Below are 20,683 nucleotides of genomic sequence, written 5' to 3' on the forward strand. Positions count from 1 at the left end.
CGGCTTTCCACGGAGGGCGGGGACTTGCTCGTAGCCGGCTTGTCCGAGTTGATTGTGACGGCACGGTGGTTTGTATAACCGTGATCACTCAGCGCTGCATCCGCGCTATTCGGCTCAAGGGTGATGTGCACGGACAGACAGGCAGAGTTTATCGGGGTGTTGCGGAGAGCCAGTGCGGAGAGTGCCTTGGCACGGAGTCTTGGCGAACGCCCTGCGTCCCTTCATGTTGGTGACATAGCGCAGAGACGCGAGCACGCTGTGCGAGCATAACGTCAGCGTAACCGCTTTGTGCTCACCGCAGTGATTTCTGGCGGTTTTCGACGCACGCAGCGGGGGCCACATCCCCACAATCCGAAGACGGCCGGTGCATAAGGCAAAACCCACTGCGCGCTAGCTCCGTGCAAGTTTTTAGAAAAATGGTTGCTGCTTTTTAGCAAAGATCCCCGCTAGATTCGCGAGGCAAAGCCGGCCCTTTTTGGTATGCTCCGCACTGAGCCCAGAGCGACAGTTGTTAGGCACGGTGCGCCTCGTCTATCCTGTCTCGAAAGGGCGTATGTTTACCACCTTGGCGGGATTTTTGTATGCATTACTTTGTTACTGGCGGAACGGGCTTTATTGGGCGGTTTCTGGTGCCGAGGCTACTGGAGCGGGGGGGTACGGTGCATGTTTTGGTCCGACCCGGTTCCGAGTCGAAGTTAGAGGCTCTGCGAGTTCGCATGGGGGTCAGCAAGCAGCGGTTGCGGGTGGTGAAGGGCGATCTACGCAAACGCAACCTCGGCGTCGCACCTGCAACGATTAAACGACTGCATGGATTGGGGATAGCCCATTTTTTCCACCTCGCTGCCATCTACGACATCGCCGCTCCCGCTCAAGAGCAAATCGATAGCAACGTTACCGGAACAGAGCAGGCCGTTGACCTTGCGCGAAAACTGGGGGCGGGCTGTTTTCACCATGTGAGCAGTATTGCTGCCGCTGGCCTGTACCAGGGAAGTTTCACTGAGGAGATGCTGGAGGAGGCTGGCGATCGGGATAATCCCTACTTTCGTACCAAGCACGATGCCGAGGTGATTGTGCGCGGCATTGAGGATATGGCTTATCGCATATATCGTCCCGGTATTGTGGTGGGGGATTCCTACACCGGTGAAATTGACAAGATCGACGGCCCGTACTTTTTCTTTCCCATCATCAAGGCACTGGGTGATTCATTACCCTCGTGGATGCGCAGCCTGGTATTCGCAGGCGGCAAGCTCAATATTGTGCCTGTGGACTATGTGGTAGAGGCCATGGACTATCTCGCCCACGAGGAAGGCCTCGATGGCGGGTGTTATTACCTGACGCAGGAGCAGGAGCTCGCTGTTGGCGAGCTGATTCAAATCTTGCTGCGAACTGCGGGCGGGCCGGGTTTGACCGTGATTCCGGGTGAGGGCTCTGCAGCGGTGCTGGGGCGCGCCGGGAAGGTATTGGGCCGAGTGCCGGGCGTAGAGACCGCTACCCGCCGCTTGATGGAACAGGCAGGAATTCCGGGGGAGGCAATGAAATTCATGACCTACCCCACTCATTTCGACAGTACCGCGACGCGAGCAATTCTGGATCCGGCGGGAATTGTGTGTCCCGAGTTCGAACAGTATGCGGGGGCGCTGTGGGACTATTGGCTGAACGATATCGACGAGCCACCTGCGCCTGCGCACAGCATGCAGGTAGTTAGCGCGTTCAGGGCAATGGCTGCCCGCTCACTGCAAGGGCAGGATAGCGAGGCCCTCATGAAAGCGGTAAGAGGGCAGGTCGTGATGGTAACAGGCGCTACCTCCGGCATTGGGCATGAGGCGGCGTTAAAGCTTGCCAATGCTGGCGCGATCGTTCTGTTAGTCGCTCGCACGGTAGAGAAGCTGCAGGATACCGAGAAACAGATTGCGGACTCTGCGGGTAAGGCTTACAGCTATCGCTGCGACCTGGCTGATGGAGTGGATTGCGATCATTTGGTGGAACGTGTGCTGTTAGAGCATGGCCGTGTGGATATCCTTATCAACAATGCGGGGCGCTCCATACGCCGCTCCGTTGAGTCTTCGTTTGATCGTTATCATGATTTTGAGCGCACCATGCAGTTGAACTATTTTGGTTCACTTAAGCTGATACTGGGGTTTACCCCCGGCATGTTGCAGCGTGGCCGGGGTCAGGTTATTAATATATCTTCAATCGGAGTGCTGGCCAGTCCGCCAAGGTTTTCTGCATACGTAGCATCCAAAGCGGCTCTCGATGCGTTCAGTTGGTGTGCCGCTGCGGAGTTTGCCCACCGCAAGGTGCAGTTCACCACTATCAATATGCCCTTGGTAAAGACGCCTATGATTGCACCGACCAAGTTATATGATGCATTTCCCACCCTGACGCCCGAGCAGGCGGCTACTCTCATCATGAAAGCGATTGTAGCCAAGCCAAAGCGCGTCGCCACAGGTCTGGGGCTGGTAGGGGCAGTAGCGCAGGCGCTTGCACCCAATTCGAGCGAATTCGTCCTCAACCAGGCGTATCATTTGTTTCCAGACAGTGCGGCAGCGGCGGGCGCAGAGGGAGAGGAAGCAATCGGGGCGCGTTCGCCGAGAGATATCGCTCGGCAACTGTTCGCGCAGGTTTTGCCGGGGGTTCACTGGTAATGGGAGATACAATGCAGCCACTTTCAGACATTGATGCCCTGTTTTTGAATCTGGACACACGTAATACGCCAATGCATATCGGCAGTTTGAGTATATATGATCAGTCTAAAGCCCCGGGCGGCTTTCTGCGTTTCACCGACATACTCGCCTATTATCGCTCGCGTCTGGACCGGGCCAAAGTGTTCCGCCGGCGCAGGGTCAACGTGCCATTCAATCTGGGCAATCCCTATTGGATTGAAGACCCGGAATTTGATATCGAGTTTCATATTCGACATATCGCGCTGCCAGAACCGCGGGACTGGCGACAGCTAACCATACTTGCGGCCCGACTGTTTTCGCGTCCCCTGGACCTCAATAAACCTTTATGGGAGGTCTATGTTATCGAGGGGCTCGATAGTATTGACGGAATCGCGCCCAATAGTTTTGCTCTTTTACACAAGGTTCATCATTCCGCCATTGACGGGGTGTCCGGCGCAGAGTTGCTGGCTGCGACGCATGAGTTGGGTCCGGATTATGACATTCCTGCAACGTCACGCTATGACGGGTGGCAGGCTGGTAGCATGCCTTCAGATCTGGCGATGTACGTGAACGGCTTGATACAGTCCACGCGCATGCCGGGCAAATACGCCCGCTATATGCGAAACTTTGCGGGCCGCTGGGTGGACGCGCGGCAATGGCTTCAGGGCGGTCATCGTTCCATGCAGGTGGCCCCGGACAGTCCCTTCAATCAGGGCGTGACACCGCACCGCGTTTTTGATGGTGTGCGCTTTTCTCTGGAGCAGATAAAGGCGGTAAAAAACAGAGTCGAGGGGTGCACTGTAAACGATGTCATTATCGCTATCTGTGGTGGTGGTATGCATAAGTATCTCGCTAGTCGAGAAGAAGGTATAAGCGACAGCCTCCTGGCGATGATGCCCAAGTCGACGCGCAGCGAAGCTGCCATGCGAGACGAGGGCAATCAGATTTCCATTATGCGGGTAGCGATTGGCTCGCATATCGAGGATGCTCGGGAGCGCTTGGAATTTGTTCGCGACTCCACGCATGATGCCAAGGAACTTCTGTCGATCCTTGGTGAGGACGTAGTGGCAGAAACGCTCGCTTTGATCAGCCCTGCGGTCGCCAACTTGGCGGGCAAGGTGTTAATGGCGACGGGTTTGTCGGAATCGGTCAGGATGTTTAATACGGTCGTCACCAATGTGCCTGGTCCTCCTGTGCCGCTTTACTTCATGGGCTGTGAAATGCAGCAATTCTATGGCATGGGGCCTGCTGCAAGTGGCCTAGGGTTGTTTCAGGTGGTCTTTAGCTATAATGGTATAGTCAGTATAGGTTGTGTCAGTTGCCGCGAGATGATGCCCGATCCGGCCTTCTATGCCCGCTGCCTGGAGGAGGCATACCAGGAAATGCTGGAGCTTGGCTGAGTCGCTTTACAAAATAATGCGCGGCGATATACCGGATCTTTCATTGTGGCTGCGAAAAAATACAATAATGCCGATGCCTTGAATCGATGATCGATAGTCCTTTGCGCGCTATAGCACCATCAGAGATCGCTAGCCTATACCGTGACGGTGCGGTTTTGCTGAAGAACGTATTGCCACAGCGCTGGCTCAATATTTTGGAAGAAGGACTGGAACAGGCCAATCGGCAGCCGGGAGGTATGTCCAGTAACGTCGATGGGCCGTTGCGAATAGATCAGTTTCCTTCGAGTCAGTCGCCCGCGCTTGCGCGGTTTGTTGCCGAGTCTCCGATAGCCGAATTGGTAGGAAGGGTTTTGGATTCCCCGGTACGTTTCTACATGGACCAGATGTTTTACAAGCCTGCCGGCGAGATAGAGCCTACGCCCTGGCACCAGGACACCTGTTACTACAACATTGAGGGTCAAGACCTTGTGCGCGCCTGGGTCAGCCCCGACCCTGTGCCAAGGGAGATCAGTATGGAGGTTGTGAGAGGTTCCCACCGTTGGAATGTTACTTATCACAGTTGGGTGGGGCGGCCATTGGAGGAGGACCCGGAAGGCGCCGAGCGCGCAATAAAGGCTATGGCTGCTGGTGAGCCGGTGATCGGGGTCGAAGCACACAAGACATGGTCTTACGCTAATGCCTTTCGTGATAAATCCATGCCCGCAGCGCCCGATATCGCGACCTACAAGGATTCCTTCGACATTTTGGGTTGGGACTTTGAGCCGGGCGATGTCCTGCTATTTCATGGGCACATCCTTCACGGAGCGGAGGGCGGCTGCCATTCTACCCAGCCGCGCAGAGCGCATGCCTCTATGTGGGCAGGCAATGATATTCGCTATATGCACCGTCTGGGTCAGGTGGTTCCGGACCCTGAAGGCCTCTACCGGTACAAGCCCCGAAGCGGAGATTTGCTGGCGTCATTTCCCGATATATTCCCTATTGTGTGGCAGCCCCGGTAGGCCGTTTGTCAGCTTGGCTAACGCGTTAAATATGTTTTCACCTGTCTGGATAAAGGGAGCACACAAAGATGAGTAATAGTGCAAAGCGGATCACTATTTCGAGCCGACGCAAGCACCTGGCCGAGACCGTAGTGATTAACGACGAATTGTCTCCGCTGCAGGGCGGTGATATCCGGATGCGCGTGGACAGGGTGGGCTTGAGCGCGAACAATCTGTTCTATGCGCAGATGGGTGAAGCACCCTTTTTGAAATTTTTTTCCGTCTATCCGTTAGCCGAGAAATACAAGGAATTGGCCAACGTGCCAGCGTGGGGCATTGCTACGGTCATCGAAAGCGCCAACCGGGATTTCAGCGTGGGCGAGCGGTTCCGTGGTTTCCTCCACATGACTAACGTCGTGCAAATGAAAGCGAGGCGCACACCAGAAGGCTTCGAGGCTTTCGGTGGCGCCCGCGATAAGATTAATCAGGCATATAATGCCTTTCTCACCGTCGATGCATCAGATGCAGCGCCCATAAGCGGCAGCGGTGAAAGAGCTGAACTGGCGATGACAGCAGGTCCTGGTGCCGGGAGTGGATTTATTCTCTATGAACTACTCAAGATGCATAACTTTTACGGAGGCAATAGTATCGTTCTAACCTCAGGGTCCTCAAAGCTTTCGCTGGCTACCGCGTTGTTGCTGAAAGAAGATCGTCGCAAGGGCAGCCTGCAGCAGTTGATCGCCTATACAGCATCGCGCCATACCGCATTTGTTGAGTCAACAGGTCTGTATGATGAAGTCATTACCTATGATGACGATATTCCAGCTGACTCGTCACTGCGTCACGTATTAATCGATGTAGCTGGCGACGCTAAAATCTATAAGCGTGGTAAATCCAGATTCGTTAAAGCCTTCGCCGTAGGGGGGACTCATTCAGATGCTGAGTCTTCTGTTTTTGGCGCGTTTGGTCCCGGCGGATTCTTCAAGATGTTTATCGATATGGTGGGTCCACAGCGATTAAAGCAGTGGGCTGCGCATCGCCTCAGCCCGCGGTTGGAAATGTTCTTTGCCCCAACGGTGATCGCCGATTTATTGAATAAGTGGGGACGGGAAGAAATGGACCGAAAATCAGACGCTGCTTTGGCGTCGTTCGTCGATTCGGCATTGAATGAGGGCTGGATCACGGTTAATCGTGCAGATTCCCCGGAGTCCGCGCAGGTTGCCTACAGGCGTATCGTGGAGGGCAACGTGCCCCCATCGGAGGCAGTGATACTCTCGCTGGCGTGCGAAGAGCAAACCTAGCGTTGATCGCAACGAAAGATCATCCCCTGGCCGCACGCCGGCCCCGTTCTGTGGCGATTGGCAGGATACTTTGTGACACTGATTTTCTTTTATCTGGATAGCAAGAGCAGAGATTGCGTAGCGTATCAGTGCAGCGTGATGTCCGGAAAAATTACCGTGACTTGAGATGTTAGGCACACGGGAAATGTTGATCAGGCAAAAAGTATTAGTCGCCTTCTTGATGACTAGTGTGGTTTTTCCATTTGTCCGCCCAGACACTAATGTCGTTACATGACATTGCTTTGGCTATAACCCATCCTTGAGCGATGTCACATTGCTCATTTCGCAGCCAATTATATATTTTCCAGTTCTCGACACCTTCCGCGACCACCTGCAAATTCAGCTCGTGACCGAGTTTGATCGCACTTTTGACGATAACACTAGCCGTGACGTCCGAATCTATCGCTCGAACGAAACTCTGATCAATTTTTAGCTCTGTGAAGGGAAGCAACCTGAGTTGCTCCAGACTCGAATGTCCCGTTCCAAAATCATCGATGGCCAAACCCATGCCATTAAGTCGAAGGCGGGTAAGCACATCGGCCGCACTGACTGGATCGGATGCTACGGAAGTTTCCGTTAGCTCAAATACAAGTTTCTTAGCGGGAAAATTGAACTCTTCTGCAGAGTGCATTACCTCCTCGGGAAAGTCGAAGCCAGTCAGGGCTGCCGGTGGGAGATTAATCGCGATAGTGCCAGAATAATTGGCGCTGGGACCCCAGTGTGCATAATCTGTAAGCACGTTTTTTAGTACGGCTCTGGTGAGCGCCATGCCCAGGCCCCGCTTCTCGATCGTGTCGATGAATTGGTCCGGATACAGCATGCCCAGTGTAGGATGTTGCCAGCGGACCAGCGCTTCCATTCCTACCCATTCAGCCGTATTAAGATCGATCTGTGGCTGGTAATGAACCACGAATTCATTCGCTTCGAGGCCTCTGACAATATCCTCCTCATCGACGGAAGACGTTTGCTTGGTGTCTGGAGCGTCAGTGTGTGATTCCATGCGGCGCCCATGAATTTCAGCGACTGCTGTAATCAGTTGGTCTTTTAAATTCTTCTTTCGAAACGGTTTCTCAAGGCAGCCGTGTAAATTTAGACCCTGCATCGTTGCGATATGACTAGCGGACATCAACACTCGCGAGTCGACCCCGCTCATTAAGATGAGTAAAGAGGTGCAACCAGCAGAAGCCAGATCGCGAATAACCGATATACCATCAGCGCCCGGCATGGAAAGATCTAGCACAATGATGTCGGGCATGTTCACAAGGTGCTTGTCGAGAGATAACGGCTGTGTGCAAACAGACGTTTCGCAGCCGGTAGCTGTACCTACGGCTGCCACGTAATCTGCGATAGCGGCCTCATCGTCGACCACCAGAAGGCTCGGTGAGAGCGAAGGCGTGGCTCCGGCATTACTGCTCATCGATTTGCCTTGTGACCACTGAGCCAGTCTCCTGCGACGATTGATTTAGTAGATTGCTGACCGCTGAAAGCATTTCGTCCTTTCTGAATGGCTTCTCGAGTATGGTCGGGTCTGTATCGCCAAAAATAGTCTCTGTGTGCCCCGATAACGTGCCCGTGATGTAAAGCGTCTCTACTTCCGGCATTTTCTCCTGGATAGCTTTGGACAGCTGAAAACCGTTGGTCGCTGGCATTAAAACATCTGTGATCAGTAGGTCAAATGGTAATGTTACCTCGGAAACTAACTTTATTGCCAAGGATGGCGTCTCAGCGCGGTGCGCCTCGTAGCCTCCAGATTCGAGCCAGGAGACAATAAGGTCTACCATTTCGGACTGATCGTCTACAACAAGCACCCTCGCGCGATTTTGTGATAAAGCTTTAAGAGGCGCCTTTTCATCAGCTTCGCTGCCAACAAGCGGTATGCACACACTGACGCTAGTGCCACTATTAACCTCGGAGATGACAGAAATATCACCGCCGTGTTGTTTTGCGAAGCTGGAGACCATAGACAGCCCTAGACCACTAGCGCTGCTTCGCTTCTTGGTCGTAAAGAAGGGGGCGGCGGCTCGGTTGAGGACATCGGGCGACATCCCGGAACCGTTATCCGTGACGCTAATGACAGCATAGTCGCCCGGCACACTCGAAAATTGCGTATCTGATCGGCCAATAGTGTGTTTTTCAACGGAGATCTGGATTGTCCCGATCCCAATAATAGATTCAGTTGCGTTTACGGCGAGATTTATCAGCGCAGAAGTAAGGGCGCTGTCGTCGGCTTTGACTAACAGGGGCTCTGGTGGAGCCTCGTAAACAATTGTAATGCTGTCGTCTACACCGCTTTGTATGAGTGGCAGGCACTCCTGAATTTTTTGTCCGACGTCGAAGGCAAGGGGTATCATGGGCTGCTGCTTCGCGACTGAGAGCAGCGATTTCACCATTGACGAACCCCTCAGCGCGGCATTGAGTGCAATGTCGATATATTTGCCATCAACGTTGGTTTCTTTTTCGTTGGCTATTTGCTCGCCCACAAGGTCGAGGTGCCCAATAATAATTGAAAGTAAATTATTGAAGTCGTGCGCAAGAATCCCGGTCATGCGGCCTAGTGATTCAATCATCAGGCCCTGTTGCCGCCTCTGCTCGGCTTCATACTGCTCTGTATTGTCACGTAAAACTGCGATGTAGTTAACCCCGTCAGAGGTTTGCTGTGGGCTTACGACAGCCTCGACCGGGAACTCAGAACCATCACCATCGATGCAATAAAGCTCATCTCGCTCACTTATCCAGCGGTTTCCTGCTCCGTCCGTTAATGCTGCTGTGATCCTCGGCAGAGATTCCTGAGAGCGTTCCGCGATTATGTTGATGAAACCACTGCCAAGCAGCTGGTTTCTGCTGGTTTTAAATAATTGCGCTGCCGCCGTGTTACATTCTATTAGTTTTCCCACAGTGTCGTAGACAACAATTGCATCCGGGATTGCTTCGTAGAGCCTTTTCAGGTTGTCGTGTGCCTGATTCAGCGCTAACCGGTTATCTTTCTGTTCCGAAATATCTGATACAAAAGCAAAATAATGCCACTGGTTCTCATATTTCACTGAGTTTATGAGTAACGAAACAGGGATCTCGATGTTGTCGGAGCGGACAGCCTCGATTTCTAGTGGTTTGCCCAGAACCGGACCCGTCCCAAGCCTGCTGTATCTTGCCATTCCTTTTTCATGGGCGTCTCTGTATCGCTCGGGTATTAACGTTTCGCTAAGTTTGTGTCCCAGTACTTCCTCTAGGGACCATCCGAATGTTTTTTCAGCTGCCTTGTTCCATTCCAGTACTCGGCCATCCTGATCCAGGTGGATGAAGGGTTGTTGGGCGCTCACGACCACCGCGTCACGCAAGGCTATTGTTCTCTCGCGCTCCAGTCGAGTGTTTTCGCGGGTGCGCAGCATAAAAATGACAAGCATCCCGAGCGCCATAATTGTGCCCGCTTGAAAGAAGGGCCCCCAGCCTCGGTTATGCAAGACAAATTCTGGCCCACCGCTCGAGACAATGGTCCAGTTTGTATCAGCAATTTTCACGGTGTCTTGTTTTATAAACCCTGTGATTTTCTTGAGCGCGGATATAAACTCTTTGCTCGATGTGACTCCATCGAATTCAGTCTTGGCAGACGGGCTGCTCCAAATCGGACCATTTTTAACCTGATCGGCAAATACATAAATCTGTATTTCGTCAGCGCTTTTTGTGTAAGCATCGTTGACTAGATCAGAAAGTAAATACTCCGCTACGATGAATCCTCGGAGCTCGCTTGCTGGAGGCGTTACGGTCCGATTAGGACCTTCCCGGTAGACTGCTTTCGCGAGTGTGAGAGTATAACCACCCTCATGGCCCCAGTGAATTTCTTCATTATGCAGTTGCGCAGAAACTCCTCTTGCAATATTAGGATCAGTGCTTCCTAAAATTTTCCCAATGGCTCTTTGCGAACCCAGATCTAAAGTGCCTCCGACCGCTGAACTGTATGCAGCAGGCATTATGTATTTAACAGTGAAATTGCTGGCGCTCATCTCGCTGCTTTGACCGTTGAACGCTTCTGATCCTTCTGAATACGACAAACGATCTACGGGTGCCCACATAAGGCAATGAAGGCTATTTGGCAGACTGTGCAATTCATCAAAAAAAGTAGTAAATGATACACCGGAGGCTCTTTCATCAGATGCTAAATATGCGTGTGTCGCCGACACCTCCGCCGCGGCGCGGCGATATGATGCTTGAAGTTTTAAGCTAAATATACGCACCTCTTTATCGACTTTTTCTTGTATTGCAGCTGACTCAAAGTTGTAAAAAAAGGTAAAGATTAGTATCGCGAGGATAGAGCTTATGCTTAAGGAAAGTGCTGTGCGCGCAGGCGGCAAACTGTTGAGGTTGTTGTTTCCCCTTAGATATCCTATGGAGATATATAGCGCAGGTGTCAGAGTGATCATGCCTATCACATCACCCATCCACCAAATAAGCCAAGCGGAGTAGATGTCCGAGATTGGCATCAACCCTGTGGCATATAGCGCTGCTGTGCCAGCGCTTGCCGGAATAGTAGCGCATGCGACGATAACGATGGCTCCCCGTATGTATGCCCTTATACTCCCCCACGCCATCGGTAGCTGGAACTGCCGCACGAGTAGGTATGCTGCGACAACGGGTTGAAGTACCCACGCGATCATGGTGATGGTGCCGACGCCGGCAATAACTATGAACGGCACATTTGGCTCACGACTGATAGCCATGGCGAGGGTGAGAATTGCGCCAATGGCAATTCCGGGAAGGGCTCGATTCCCCAGAATCAAGACAGCTGCCAGCGCTATGCCGGAAGGGGGCCAGAAAATAGAGATCTGATACGGTTCTAGTTCAAGATATTTCCCCAGTGCTGCACCCAACGTAAACAGAGCCGCAATTCCCAGAGTTGTTGTTACTGGCCTGTTCATAAGCTCAGCCAATTAGACAGTGGTGAGATTTGATGGTGTTGAGGCAATGAGTGTGTCGTTTGACGCATGTTCCAACTCAGTGTCGTAAATGATTTAGTCGCAGGTGAGAATCAAATATCCTGTCGCTGGTTATGATGACATAAAAAGTGCATTGGTGTTGCCGTAGATTTGACGATTGAGACGCGCAATGCGGGCGGTACGGCATTGCGTTGTCTTGTGTGCATCGGCGGTTTGACTAGAGACGCATGGTGCTTTGGGCGAAATGTCCCGCATATAATAATGCGACTGAAATACCCTTCGTTAGAGTTTCCGTAAGTCTGGATGGAGGGGTGAAGAGTACGATATTAACTTGGGGAAACAACGTACACGAGAGGCCCGTCATAAATCGACGTCGGTCGACCCTCCTAGTGGGCGCTTGATTCTTCGAGTGCGTCGTCGTAAAACTCTCGGGTCGCCAGGTGCATGGGGTGCTCCGCGTCATTTCCCTTGACCTGCTTCAACAGCACACCGATCGCGGCCAGTGCTATAGCGGCTGCTGGCATAAGCAAGAAAAACACCGCGAGTATAAAAACGACTTCCATAACAATCGAAAACATCACAAGCACTCCTGCTAGGACGGCATGTGGTGCGCTCCGGTTTGGAGCATAAACACATGTCAGATGGTGTAATTCTAGTGGAATGTGCCGGGCTAACAATCCGTATGACTACTTAGGTCGGCGAGATGAAAGATTATAACTAATCAGGTGTATAGACGGCTGCTGGTGAGGCTGATTGCGTGGATAATACTCGCTATTCCTCCAATAATAGCTTCATTTTTACAATTTCGGCAACGGAGCTCGCCTCCAGCTTGTCGTAAATATTTTTTCTGTATATCTCAACGGTGCGACTACTGATATCCAGGATGCCAGCGATAACCTTGTTAGCCTTGCCCTCTGCCATCCAGAACATCACTTCTTTCTCTCGAGCGGTTAGCTTCTCATAGCGCCGGGTAACATCTTCTAGCGCACCGCGCTGATTTCTGCGCTCTTTATCCAGTACGAGTGCATTGCGGACTGATTCAATAAGTCCTGCAGCCCGATAGGGTTTTTCGATAAAGTCGACTGCGCCGCACTTAAGTGCTTCCACAGCTGCACCTACGGTAGCCGTGCCGGTCAAAAATATGACCGGCGTCTGGTTAGATTTCTTGTTAAGTACGTCCAACAACTGCATGCCGTCCATTTCCGGCATACTGATATCCAGCAGTATGCAGCCCGGCCTTTCGGCGTCATAAGCGGATAGGAACAGCTTGCATGAGTCGTACATTTGAGCATCTAGACCGGATCGGCGGAGTGTCTGTGACAGTACACTCAATATTTCCGGATCGTCGTCTACGACATAGACTTTTTCAGATGGGGGCACCAGAAAGTCCTGTAGGGTCTTAATCCCCTATGTTATAAAAGATTCCATTCTTATGGCTGTTTAGGCTAAGAGATGCGGTATAGAGCCCGAACATTAGGAGAAGTGTATACCGCACTGTCGCATTTGTGTAGTAAGTATGGGGTGCTCTGTGAATACTTCTCGTCCCTCGCGCTGCGCGGTGCTGTAGCATTGCGGTTGTAACGTTTTGCAGGTGTCTGCGCTAATCTGGCGCAGTGGCGCATGTGCGACTACATTTTAAGGAAGAAAGTCCGGTTGGCAAGGAAGCAAATGACTGTTTCGAGTAGCGAATGGTAATTACATTCACGATCATGATGTTGATTGCAGGGATCGGCCTGTTGTTGTTTTCCCTGCGGTCCCTGCGAATCCTGACTAATGCAATCGGCAATGACGGGACCCGCCGCTATTGGCGGTTTGTCCGAGGTCTCATATGGCTATTTCTAACAAGTTACCTGCTGGCGCTATACATGACTCTGCAGCCGCACTCTCCTCACATGGTTGCCCTGACGGGATTTGTATTCTTTTGCGGCGGTATATTTGTGATGCTGGTGCTGGAGCTATCGAAGCGATCAATCGCGGAGCTTGAGGCGTCTAATGAGGCGAAGAGAAAAGCGGAAACAGAAGTCGCCCTGCACCGCACTCAGGCGTTGGAAAGGCACAAATTGGTAGCGATAGGTCAGATTTCTGGCGGCCTTGCCCATGATTTCAACAACTTATTGAGTATAGTCGTTGGTAATCTTGACGAAATTAAGGAAATTGTGCCCGAGAGCGATGCAGTGGCGCATCAGCAGATTGATTCAGCTTTATCGGCGGCTTTGCGGGGGGCTGAGGTTACGCGCGCATTGTTATCGGTGGCTGGGCGAAGACCACGAGAATCGCTCGAGCATAATATCAACGAGCTTGTGCAAAGCATCATGCCGTTGGTGAACAGCTCTGTCGGATCGGATGTCACCTGCCTGTCTCAGTTCACAGATTTTTCCCTTGTCGCCAGGTTAGACGCCACCGGGCTGAATAATGCCATATTGAACCTTGCAAATAACGCTCGCGACGCAATGAAGCAACGCAGCGGCAACAAAACACTGAGTATAAAAACCAACTACACAACCATCGCAGACGGCACCGATAAGGAAGAAACGGGTCTGTCAGAGGGGCACTACGCGGTTATCGAGGTAGCTGATAGTGGCGAAGGGATGGATGAGGAGACCCGCAAGCATATATTCGAACCATTTTTTACCACCAAGGACAAGGATAAAGGCACCGGGCTGGGTATGCTGATGGTCCATAACTACTTCACAGATCTGGGCGGGACCGTTAGGGTCCGCAGCGAGGTCGGTGTCGGTACCAGCATGACGCTTTATATACCGCTCAACACGAGTTTGTTCGAGGCCCAGCAAGCCATTGAAGAGCAGCGACTGGCGGCACTCAGGGCAACAGGTATAGCGGATTCGTCCCACGACCCACGTTTTGACGCTATCGTGGCGGAGGCTGCAGCTATATTTGACGCTTCTATGGCGGTTTTGACTCTTGTAGATGATGAAACATTACGGATTAAGTCAGGACTGGGCATTCAGGCACCAGAAACGGCTCGCTACGGCTCAATTAGCGCGCACGTCGTGGCACTGCGGCAGCCTCTGATCATTACCCAAGCCAATGCTGACCCGAGGTTTTCAGGACACCCGATGGTTACGTCAGATATAGCAGTACGATTTTTTGCCGGTGTGCCATTATTAAGCTCAGGCCACTATGCACTGGGCGCGCTGTGTGTATTGGATCATTCACAGCGAAGCGGGGGTGTATCTGAATATCAGCTCACGCAACTAAAAATGCTAGCCGAAAAAGCGATGAAAATCATGGAGGCGCCTTCAGTTGATGCGATCGTTCGCGATGTTGATGATGGTGATTTGCATAATGCCGAAAAGGGAGCAGCTAACGTTAGTAGCGATGTATTCTCTGTGTTAATTGTCGATGACGAGGCCGAGTTGGCTGAACTTGCAGCTACATGGTTGGGTTCGTTTGGCTGGAAGGTGTCCATTTCGGAAAATGCAGCGCAAGCACTAGACCAGTTGTCCAAGCATTACTATTCTGTTTTGTTTACAGATATAGTCATGCCCGGAGGTATGGACGGCATAGAGCTTGCACATGAGGCGAAAAAAATATACCCAAATATCAAGGTGCTGTTGGCTTCGGGGTACGCTGACCGTCTTCGTCGAGAAAGTAGTTTACCCGGTGATCTCCTTACCAAGCCCTACCGAAAAAGCGATTTGATCGAAGCGCTCGGCAGGCTATAGAAGCTGTTAACTCACTGCGGCGAGAGTATCTGTAGTATCGTAGACAGGCGTTACGCTCATTCCGCCAGGAATGCCTCGCCTGCCTTTTCAGCAGTTTTCTATTTTAGCTTTAGCGGTCTCACGCAAATCGGCGTAAAGACCGGCAAATGATACGGCGGCCGCGACGTCACTTTTTGATCATTGCAACAACCCATAAAAGGATGACCGCGCCGACGGTCGCCATGATCAATGAGCCCAGAATTCCGTAGGCATGAAGGCCAAGCAGAGTGAAAATAAAGCTGCCTACAAGTGCACCCACAATGCCGACGATGACATTGCCGATCACACCGAAACCGTTACCCTTCATGATGTTCCCTGCCAGCCAGCCGGCAACGCCGCCAATAATCAAAGACATTATTAATCCCATGCCACCCATAACTGATACTCCTCTTTGCGTTAGTTTTCTTTGTGGATATTGTGTATCGCATAATCCGTGGTGCGTTTGTCCAGCATGCGAGCATTGCCGGCAAGGGCACTGTCAGCAGCTGAAAGCCCGGCGATTGTATCACTGCCACTTGCTTCAGGGGCAGGCAAGCGGCGTGTGCCGGCAATTTCTGATGAGGCGTATGACAGCGCGATTGGCGTAGAGCCCGAGGCTGCCACAAACAAAAGTATTTGATCGTTGATCACGATGTCTATTCCACTGATCTGCTGTCACTTTTGCAGTTACTATAGCATTAATTGACAGCGGTAGACGGTGCTTCCGCCGTGTCCGGAGCGTCTGTACGAGATGCCGTTATATCGAACGTAAATGCGGCGAGGTATCGCACTACGGCGACAAAATATTTGTGAAGATACCGAAAACTTAAGCGAACTGCGTTTGCGATATTCTTGCGAATTAACTTGCACCGCTTTACCCACACCAAGGCCTGAATCGCGATTATGTTTGATGCGTTCTCGGGCGGCCCTGAGGCCCTTGCGGTTGGTCACATTGCCCGGCTGACTGTTACAGCGCGAAGACAGAGTTGAATGGGTGAAATTAAAGACTTATAAATTCAACGTTTTTTAGGGAACAACAGATCGATTGTTCGTAACATTGCTTTGCTCGCGAATTTCGCGGGTAGCACCGAGCGCGTGCTAAGGTAGAATGATGAAAGCCATTAAAGTCGAAAACAAAACGCCCCTGCTTGTTGATGTACCTGAACCGATCGGCGATGGCGTGGAAGTCAAAGTCGTATCTGCCTCAATTTGTGGCTCAGATATTCATATGATGTCCCTCGGCGCATTCGGGGACCACATAATCGGACATGAATTTTCTGGAATTACAGAAGACGGTAAGGCGGTCGCAATAGAGACCCTTGGCGGGTGCGGGCATTGCTATTTTTGTAGCGAGGGCAGTGCGTTCCACTGCGAGTCGGGTTTTTCGCTAATGGGGGTTAACGAAGATGGTGGCATGGCGGAATTTATCAAGGTGCCAGCGGAGCGATTACTGATCCTACCCTCTGGGCTTGATGTTAGAACGGCTTGTCTTGTAGAGCCCCTTGCGGTGGCAGTTCATGGTGTCACTCGCAGTCGCGCGAGACAGGGTGAAAGAGTACTCGTTATTGGCGCAGGCCCGATCGGGTTGGCAGCCGGCGCGGTGCTGCGCTCAAGAAATATTACTTACGATATTATCGCACGCTACGATCACCAGAAGTCCGTGGCGGAAACAATTCGAGGCGGGCTGGTGCCCGATGGACACTACGATTTAGTAATAGACGCAGTCGGTAGTTCTGCATCGCTGCAAGAAGCTGTGCAATTTGTTCGCCCTGTGGGTCGTATCGCACTGCTTGGGGTTTTTTGGGAAGCGGTGGAGCTGACAGCAGAATTTTGTGGAAAGGAGCCCGAACTAATATCATCAACGGGCTATCGCTGCGGTGGATCGGGTAGTAGTTTCCGTGAGGCAGGCGAAATTTTGCACCAGTATCCGGATTTAGCGACCGCTCTGGTTACTCACCGGTTCCCACTGGATGGAGTTGCTGAGGCCTTTGCGACGGCCGCCAACAGAGCTTTGGGGTCGATAAAAGTCGTTTTTGATATTGCCGCACAGTAGGGTCTCCGTGAAATGAGTTTAGAAAACCATTCAGTCAATAAATTGTCACTCTGTTGGGGGAGCCTTGATGGCGTGGCTTATCCCGAGTTTTTATCGGCTGCTTCGGAGGCTGGCTTTGAAGCGGTTACCCTGAATTCGGCTCTTTATCGTCAGGCGACAGCCAGTGGGCTCTCGGATACGGACATCACAGCGAGTCTGCGAGACCAGGGTCTGCAGGTTAGCGGTATCGATCCGTTGTTTAATTGGCTGCCCGGCTCGGTCGTTCTTGATGGAAGTGACTCTATCAGCGTTTGTACACAAGTATCCATGGAAGAGGTTTTTCATCTTGCACATGTTGCGGAAACTGATCTTGTGAATGCGCCGTTAGGGCTCGCTATCGCGTCATCGGAACAGGAAATAGTCGATGGTTTCGGTATATTGTGCGAAAAGGCGAAGCGTGAGTCTTTGCGCGTCAGCTTGGAATTCATGCCGTTCAATCAGGTGCCCGATCTCGAGACAGCCTTTAGAATTGTCGAACAAGCGGGTTACTCTAATGGTGGAATAATGGTCGATTGCTGGCACTTGCATCGCGGTGGTGGAATGGCGGACGATTTACTTGAAATCCCTGGGAATCGAATATTCGCAATGCAGATCGATGACGCGCTGAGCGAACCGCTCCCGGATATTATTGAAGAAACGATGAATCAGCGACTTCCCCCAGGCGATGGCTGCATAGACCTAGCGCGGGTTGTCCGTAACCTGCGTTCTATTGGTGCTGCGGTCTATGTCGATGTCGAGGTTTTCAATGAGTCATTGAGAGCCCTGCCCGCTGTTCAAAGGGCACGTAGATTATATGACGCTACGGCGGCCGTGTTGGGTCAGGCGTGATTAGTGTCTGAAGGATGCCTCAGGGCTTTCTGTGACAATGGAGAAAAGAAGTGGTGAGAGAAAAAAAGACGGCTTTGGTGACCGGGGCATCCGCTGGTTTGGGGGCGGAGTTCGCCAGGCAATTGGCTGCAAAGGGTTACGATCTCGTTCTGGTTGCGCGGCGTCGCGATCGGCTGGAGATATTGGCTCGAGAACTGTCGGATCACTACAAGGTGCAGTGTTGGATCGAAACTTTTGATCTTTCGGATCCAGTGGCACCTCAAGCTCTTTTTTCCGCTTTGCAGGCACGGGATCTTGCCGTGGACTATCTAGTAAACAACGCGGGTATAGCTGGCCCGGACCTGTTAGATGAACCCGACTGGAAAAAGCATCAGGCTTTCTATCAGTTGATGATGACCTCGGTAGCACACCTTTGTCATTTGTTCATACCGACAATGCAGGAGTGCGGTTTTGGCCGTATCATTAACGTCGCGTCCGTAGCTGGGCGGATACCGCGTGCGGACGGTTGTAATTATTCTTCGAGTAAGGCTTATGTTGTGGCGTTGTCCGAGTCACTTGCCGTAACACTATCCGGCTCTGGTGTGCATGTTACTGCCCTATGTCCAGGATTTACGCACACGGAGTTTCACGAGTCGGCCGGAATGATAGAGATGAAGAATTCGTTGCCCCGATGGTTGTGGTACTCCGCGGAAACAGTAGTTGCAGATGGTCTCCGGGCGGTAGAAAAAGCAAAGCCTGTTTATATTTCCGGACGTATTTATCGTTGGGTCGACCCACTGTTCCAGTCTGTCTGGACCAGGCGCCTATTCAAGGCGCCTGGGCGGTAATATGAATATTGTATTTGATCTCGACGGTACGCTGATCGATAGCGCGCCTGATATACGAGCTATTGCCAATACCCTCTTGACGGACATCGATAAACGAGGGCTTACCCTTCAGGAAACTCGCGCTTTTATTGGTGAGGGTGCAGCTGTACTGATACAACGAATGATGGAGGCAAGAAATATAGAAGCTGAGCCTGATATGCATAAAAAATTGCTTGCTACGTTTATCGGCCGTTATGAGACTATGCCGGTTGAATCCCCGTTTTATCCGGGCGTATTGCGGCTACTAACTCAGCTGCAAGCCCAAAAACATTGCTTGGCCATTTGTACGAATAAGCCGGAGGGTCCCACGCGGGCTGTGCTGCGGCAATCCGGGTTAATCGATATGGTAGATGGGTTTATCTGCGGCGGTATGCTCAATACCCGCAAACCAGATCCGGCAATGCTACACCACGTGATAGGCGAACTGTCCGGTGCTCAAACATTGTATGTGGGTGACAGCGAGACAGACGCCGAAACCGCGATACGTGCAGGCGTGCCATTTGCTCTTTTCTCCGGCGGTTATCATAAGGGAAGAGCAGAGGAAATACATCACGACTGGCTGTTTAGTCATTTTGATGAGCTTGGCAGCATCGTAAATCAAATAATATCGCAATGAGCTCGCGTTAAACGATGCGTGTCGAATGAAAGACGATCAGAGCGAACCTCTGCGAAAAATCATCCACATCGATATGGATGCTTTTTTTGCCAGTGTTGAACAGAGAGATAACCCCCTTTTACGTGATAAGCCCGTGGCAGTGGGAGGCTCTGCCCGGCGCGGCGTAGTCGCCGCAGCGAGTTACGAGGCTCGGCAATATGGTGTGCGATCTGCAATGCCCTCGATAACCGCGGCTCGACGCTGCCCGTCGCTGGTATTTGTGCCGCCACGCTTTGAGGTGTATCGGAGTGTCTCGGAACAGATTAGAGATATCTTCAACCAGTACAGTGATTTGGTTGAGCCACTATCATTGGATGAGGCGTACCTCGATGTCACTCAAGACAAGCGGACTGTTGGCAGCGCGATTCAGACGGCAGAGTTAATTCGGGCTTCGATACACCAGCAGACTGGCCTTACAGCCAGTGCCGGTGTTAGTTACAACAAGTTCCTTGCCAAGGTCGCGTCAGATCAGAACAAACCTAATGGTATCTTTGTTGTAAGACCGCAGGAGGGCGCTCAATTCGCGGCAGGTCTGCCCGTCCGGCGATTCTACGGTGTCGGTCCCAAGACTGCAGAGCGTATGAATCAATTGGAAATACATATGGGAGCGGATCTGCGAGCGCAGTCGATAGTCTTCCTGCGCGAACATTTCGGGAACTCGGCAGATTACCTCTATAACGCTGTCAGGGGTGTAGATCACAGACCGGTTCGGCCTGACCGCATAAGAAAATCGGTGGGCCGTGAGCGGACCTTCCAGCATGATCTGCAGTCCGAGAATGATTTGAGAGATGCGTTGAATCATGTCATTGAAAGCGTCTGGGAGAGGATCACTAAAAATGAGGCTGCCGGGCGAACTGTCACTCTGAAGGTGAAGTACTCCGATTTTCGACAGATTACGCGCAGTAAGTCATTCGAACGTTGTGTTAACGGCAGACAACATTTATCCAGCGTGGCCCATGAATTATTGACTCAATTGCTTCCCGTGCCCCTCGGCGTTCGTCTGATTGGTCTTACGATGTCGAGTCTTGTTGATCAATCTTCTCCGGCCACAGCACCGACTCGTGTCAGGCAGCATACATTCGATTTTTAATCTTTTTTTACGGCTTGAATAGGGTGCTGCCGTGTAATTGCGCATTCAGTGAAAAATTTGTATTTAGTTGCTGCGCGCAGATTACACCAGCACCGCGGCAAGTGAACTGGCCTTTGTCGTGATTGTGGGCCTCTCTTTCG

Annotated in this window: 16 protein-coding genes; 10 read left to right on the forward strand and 6 right to left on the reverse strand. The window is 51.8% G+C overall.

Annotation, left to right across the window (positions count from 1 at the left end; translation table 11 throughout):
• Positions 1–581 precede the first annotated feature (581 nt).
• The 4 genes from EYC82_RS14460 to EYC82_RS14475 all read left to right on the forward strand — a co-directional run bounded on the left by EYC82_RS14460 (position 582) and on the right by EYC82_RS14475 (position 6,341).
• A complete protein-coding gene (locus EYC82_RS14460; protein WP_279250250.1) occupies positions 582–2,645 on the forward strand; it encodes an SDR family oxidoreductase in 2,064 nt (687 codons plus the stop codon).
• 11 nt (positions 2,646–2,656) lie between these two features.
• Positions 2,657–4,063 carry a WS/DGAT/MGAT family O-acyltransferase gene (locus tag EYC82_RS14465; protein WP_279250251.1) on the forward strand — a complete coding sequence of 469 codons (1,407 nt, stop codon included), beginning with the start codon at positions 2,657–2,659 and terminating at the stop codon, positions 4,061–4,063.
• Between the two features lie 86 nt (positions 4,064–4,149).
• Positions 4,150–5,061, forward strand: coding sequence for a phytanoyl-CoA dioxygenase family protein (locus EYC82_RS14470; protein ID WP_279250252.1), 912 nt, complete (start codon positions 4,150–4,152; stop codon positions 5,059–5,061).
• Between the two features lie 68 nt (positions 5,062–5,129).
• The gene (locus EYC82_RS14475; protein WP_279250253.1) at positions 5,130–6,341 is read left to right on the forward strand and encodes a DUF2855 family protein; all 1,212 of its coding nucleotides are present in this window, start codon (positions 5,130–5,132) and stop codon (positions 6,339–6,341) included.
• A gap of 205 nt (positions 6,342–6,546) precedes the next feature.
• Here EYC82_RS14475 and EYC82_RS14480 read toward each other — a convergent pair whose 3' ends face one another.
• The 4 genes from EYC82_RS14480 to EYC82_RS14495 all read right to left on the reverse strand — a co-directional run bounded on the left by EYC82_RS14480 (position 6,547) and on the right by EYC82_RS14495 (position 12,688).
• Entirely contained in the window at positions 6,547–7,797 is a 1,251-nt protein-coding gene (locus EYC82_RS14480) for an EAL domain-containing response regulator (RefSeq protein WP_279250254.1), read from the reverse strand.
• Entirely contained in the window at positions 7,787–11,290 is a 3,504-nt protein-coding gene (locus tag EYC82_RS14485) for a PAS domain S-box protein (RefSeq protein WP_279250255.1), read from the reverse strand. Before EYC82_RS14485 ends, EYC82_RS14480 begins: the two co-directional genes overlap by 11 nt.
• A gap of 404 nt (positions 11,291–11,694) precedes the next feature.
• Positions 11,695–11,886, reverse strand: a complete 192-nt coding sequence (locus tag EYC82_RS14490) for a hypothetical protein (RefSeq protein WP_279250256.1) — start codon at positions 11,884–11,886, stop codon at positions 11,695–11,697.
• Positions 11,887–12,079: 193 nt separating this feature from the next.
• Entirely contained in the window at positions 12,080–12,688 is a 609-nt protein-coding gene (locus EYC82_RS14495; protein WP_279250257.1) for a response regulator transcription factor, read from the reverse strand.
• Positions 12,689–12,996: 308 nt separating this feature from the next.
• Between EYC82_RS14495 and EYC82_RS14500 the strand changes: the two genes are divergently transcribed.
• Complete coding sequence (locus EYC82_RS14500; RefSeq protein WP_279250258.1) at positions 12,997–14,994, forward strand: ATP-binding protein; 1,998 nt, start codon at positions 12,997–12,999, stop codon at positions 14,992–14,994.
• Positions 14,995–15,160: 166 nt separating this feature from the next.
• Here EYC82_RS14500 and EYC82_RS14505 read toward each other — a convergent pair whose 3' ends face one another.
• Together EYC82_RS14505 and EYC82_RS14510 are read right to left on the reverse strand one after the other, a co-directional pair.
• Positions 15,161–15,409: a GlsB/YeaQ/YmgE family stress response membrane protein gene (locus tag EYC82_RS14505; RefSeq protein WP_279250259.1), complete on the reverse strand. Its 249-nt coding sequence runs from the start codon at positions 15,407–15,409 to the stop codon at positions 15,161–15,163.
• A 20-nt stretch (positions 15,410–15,429) separates the two neighbouring features.
• Positions 15,430–15,663 (reverse strand): hypothetical protein, encoded by a 234-nt coding sequence (locus tag EYC82_RS14510; RefSeq protein ID WP_279250260.1) that lies wholly within the window; start codon positions 15,661–15,663, stop codon positions 15,430–15,432.
• 460 nt (positions 15,664–16,123) lie between these two features.
• Between EYC82_RS14510 and EYC82_RS14515 the strand changes: the two genes are divergently transcribed.
• The 5 genes from EYC82_RS14515 to dinB are packed head-to-tail and all read left to right on the forward strand — an operon-like array spanning position 16,124 to position 20,543.
• Positions 16,124–17,065 (forward strand): zinc-dependent alcohol dehydrogenase, encoded by a 942-nt coding sequence (locus tag EYC82_RS14515; protein ID WP_279250261.1) that lies wholly within the window; start codon positions 16,124–16,126, stop codon positions 17,063–17,065.
• 12 nt (positions 17,066–17,077) lie between these two features.
• Positions 17,078–17,932: a sugar phosphate isomerase/epimerase family protein gene (locus tag EYC82_RS14520; protein ID WP_279250262.1), complete on the forward strand. Its 855-nt coding sequence runs from the start codon at positions 17,078–17,080 to the stop codon at positions 17,930–17,932.
• 53 nt (positions 17,933–17,985) lie between these two features.
• Entirely contained in the window at positions 17,986–18,759 is a 774-nt protein-coding gene (locus EYC82_RS14525) for an SDR family NAD(P)-dependent oxidoreductase (protein ID WP_279250263.1), read from the forward strand.
• A 1-nt stretch (position 18,760) separates the two neighbouring features.
• Positions 18,761–19,414, forward strand: coding sequence for an HAD-IA family hydrolase (locus EYC82_RS14530; protein ID WP_279250264.1), 654 nt, complete (start codon positions 18,761–18,763; stop codon positions 19,412–19,414).
• A 25-nt stretch (positions 19,415–19,439) separates the two neighbouring features.
• On the forward strand, positions 19,440–20,543 hold the full coding sequence (gene dinB, locus EYC82_RS14535; protein ID WP_279250265.1) for a DNA polymerase IV: 1,104 nt from the start codon (positions 19,440–19,442) through the stop codon (positions 20,541–20,543).
• The last annotated feature ends 140 nt before the right edge of the window (positions 20,544–20,683 follow it).

The organism is Candidatus Marimicrobium litorale (assembly GCF_026262645.1).
Classification (GTDB): domain Bacteria; phylum Pseudomonadota; class Gammaproteobacteria; order Pseudomonadales; family Halieaceae; genus Marimicrobium; species Marimicrobium litorale.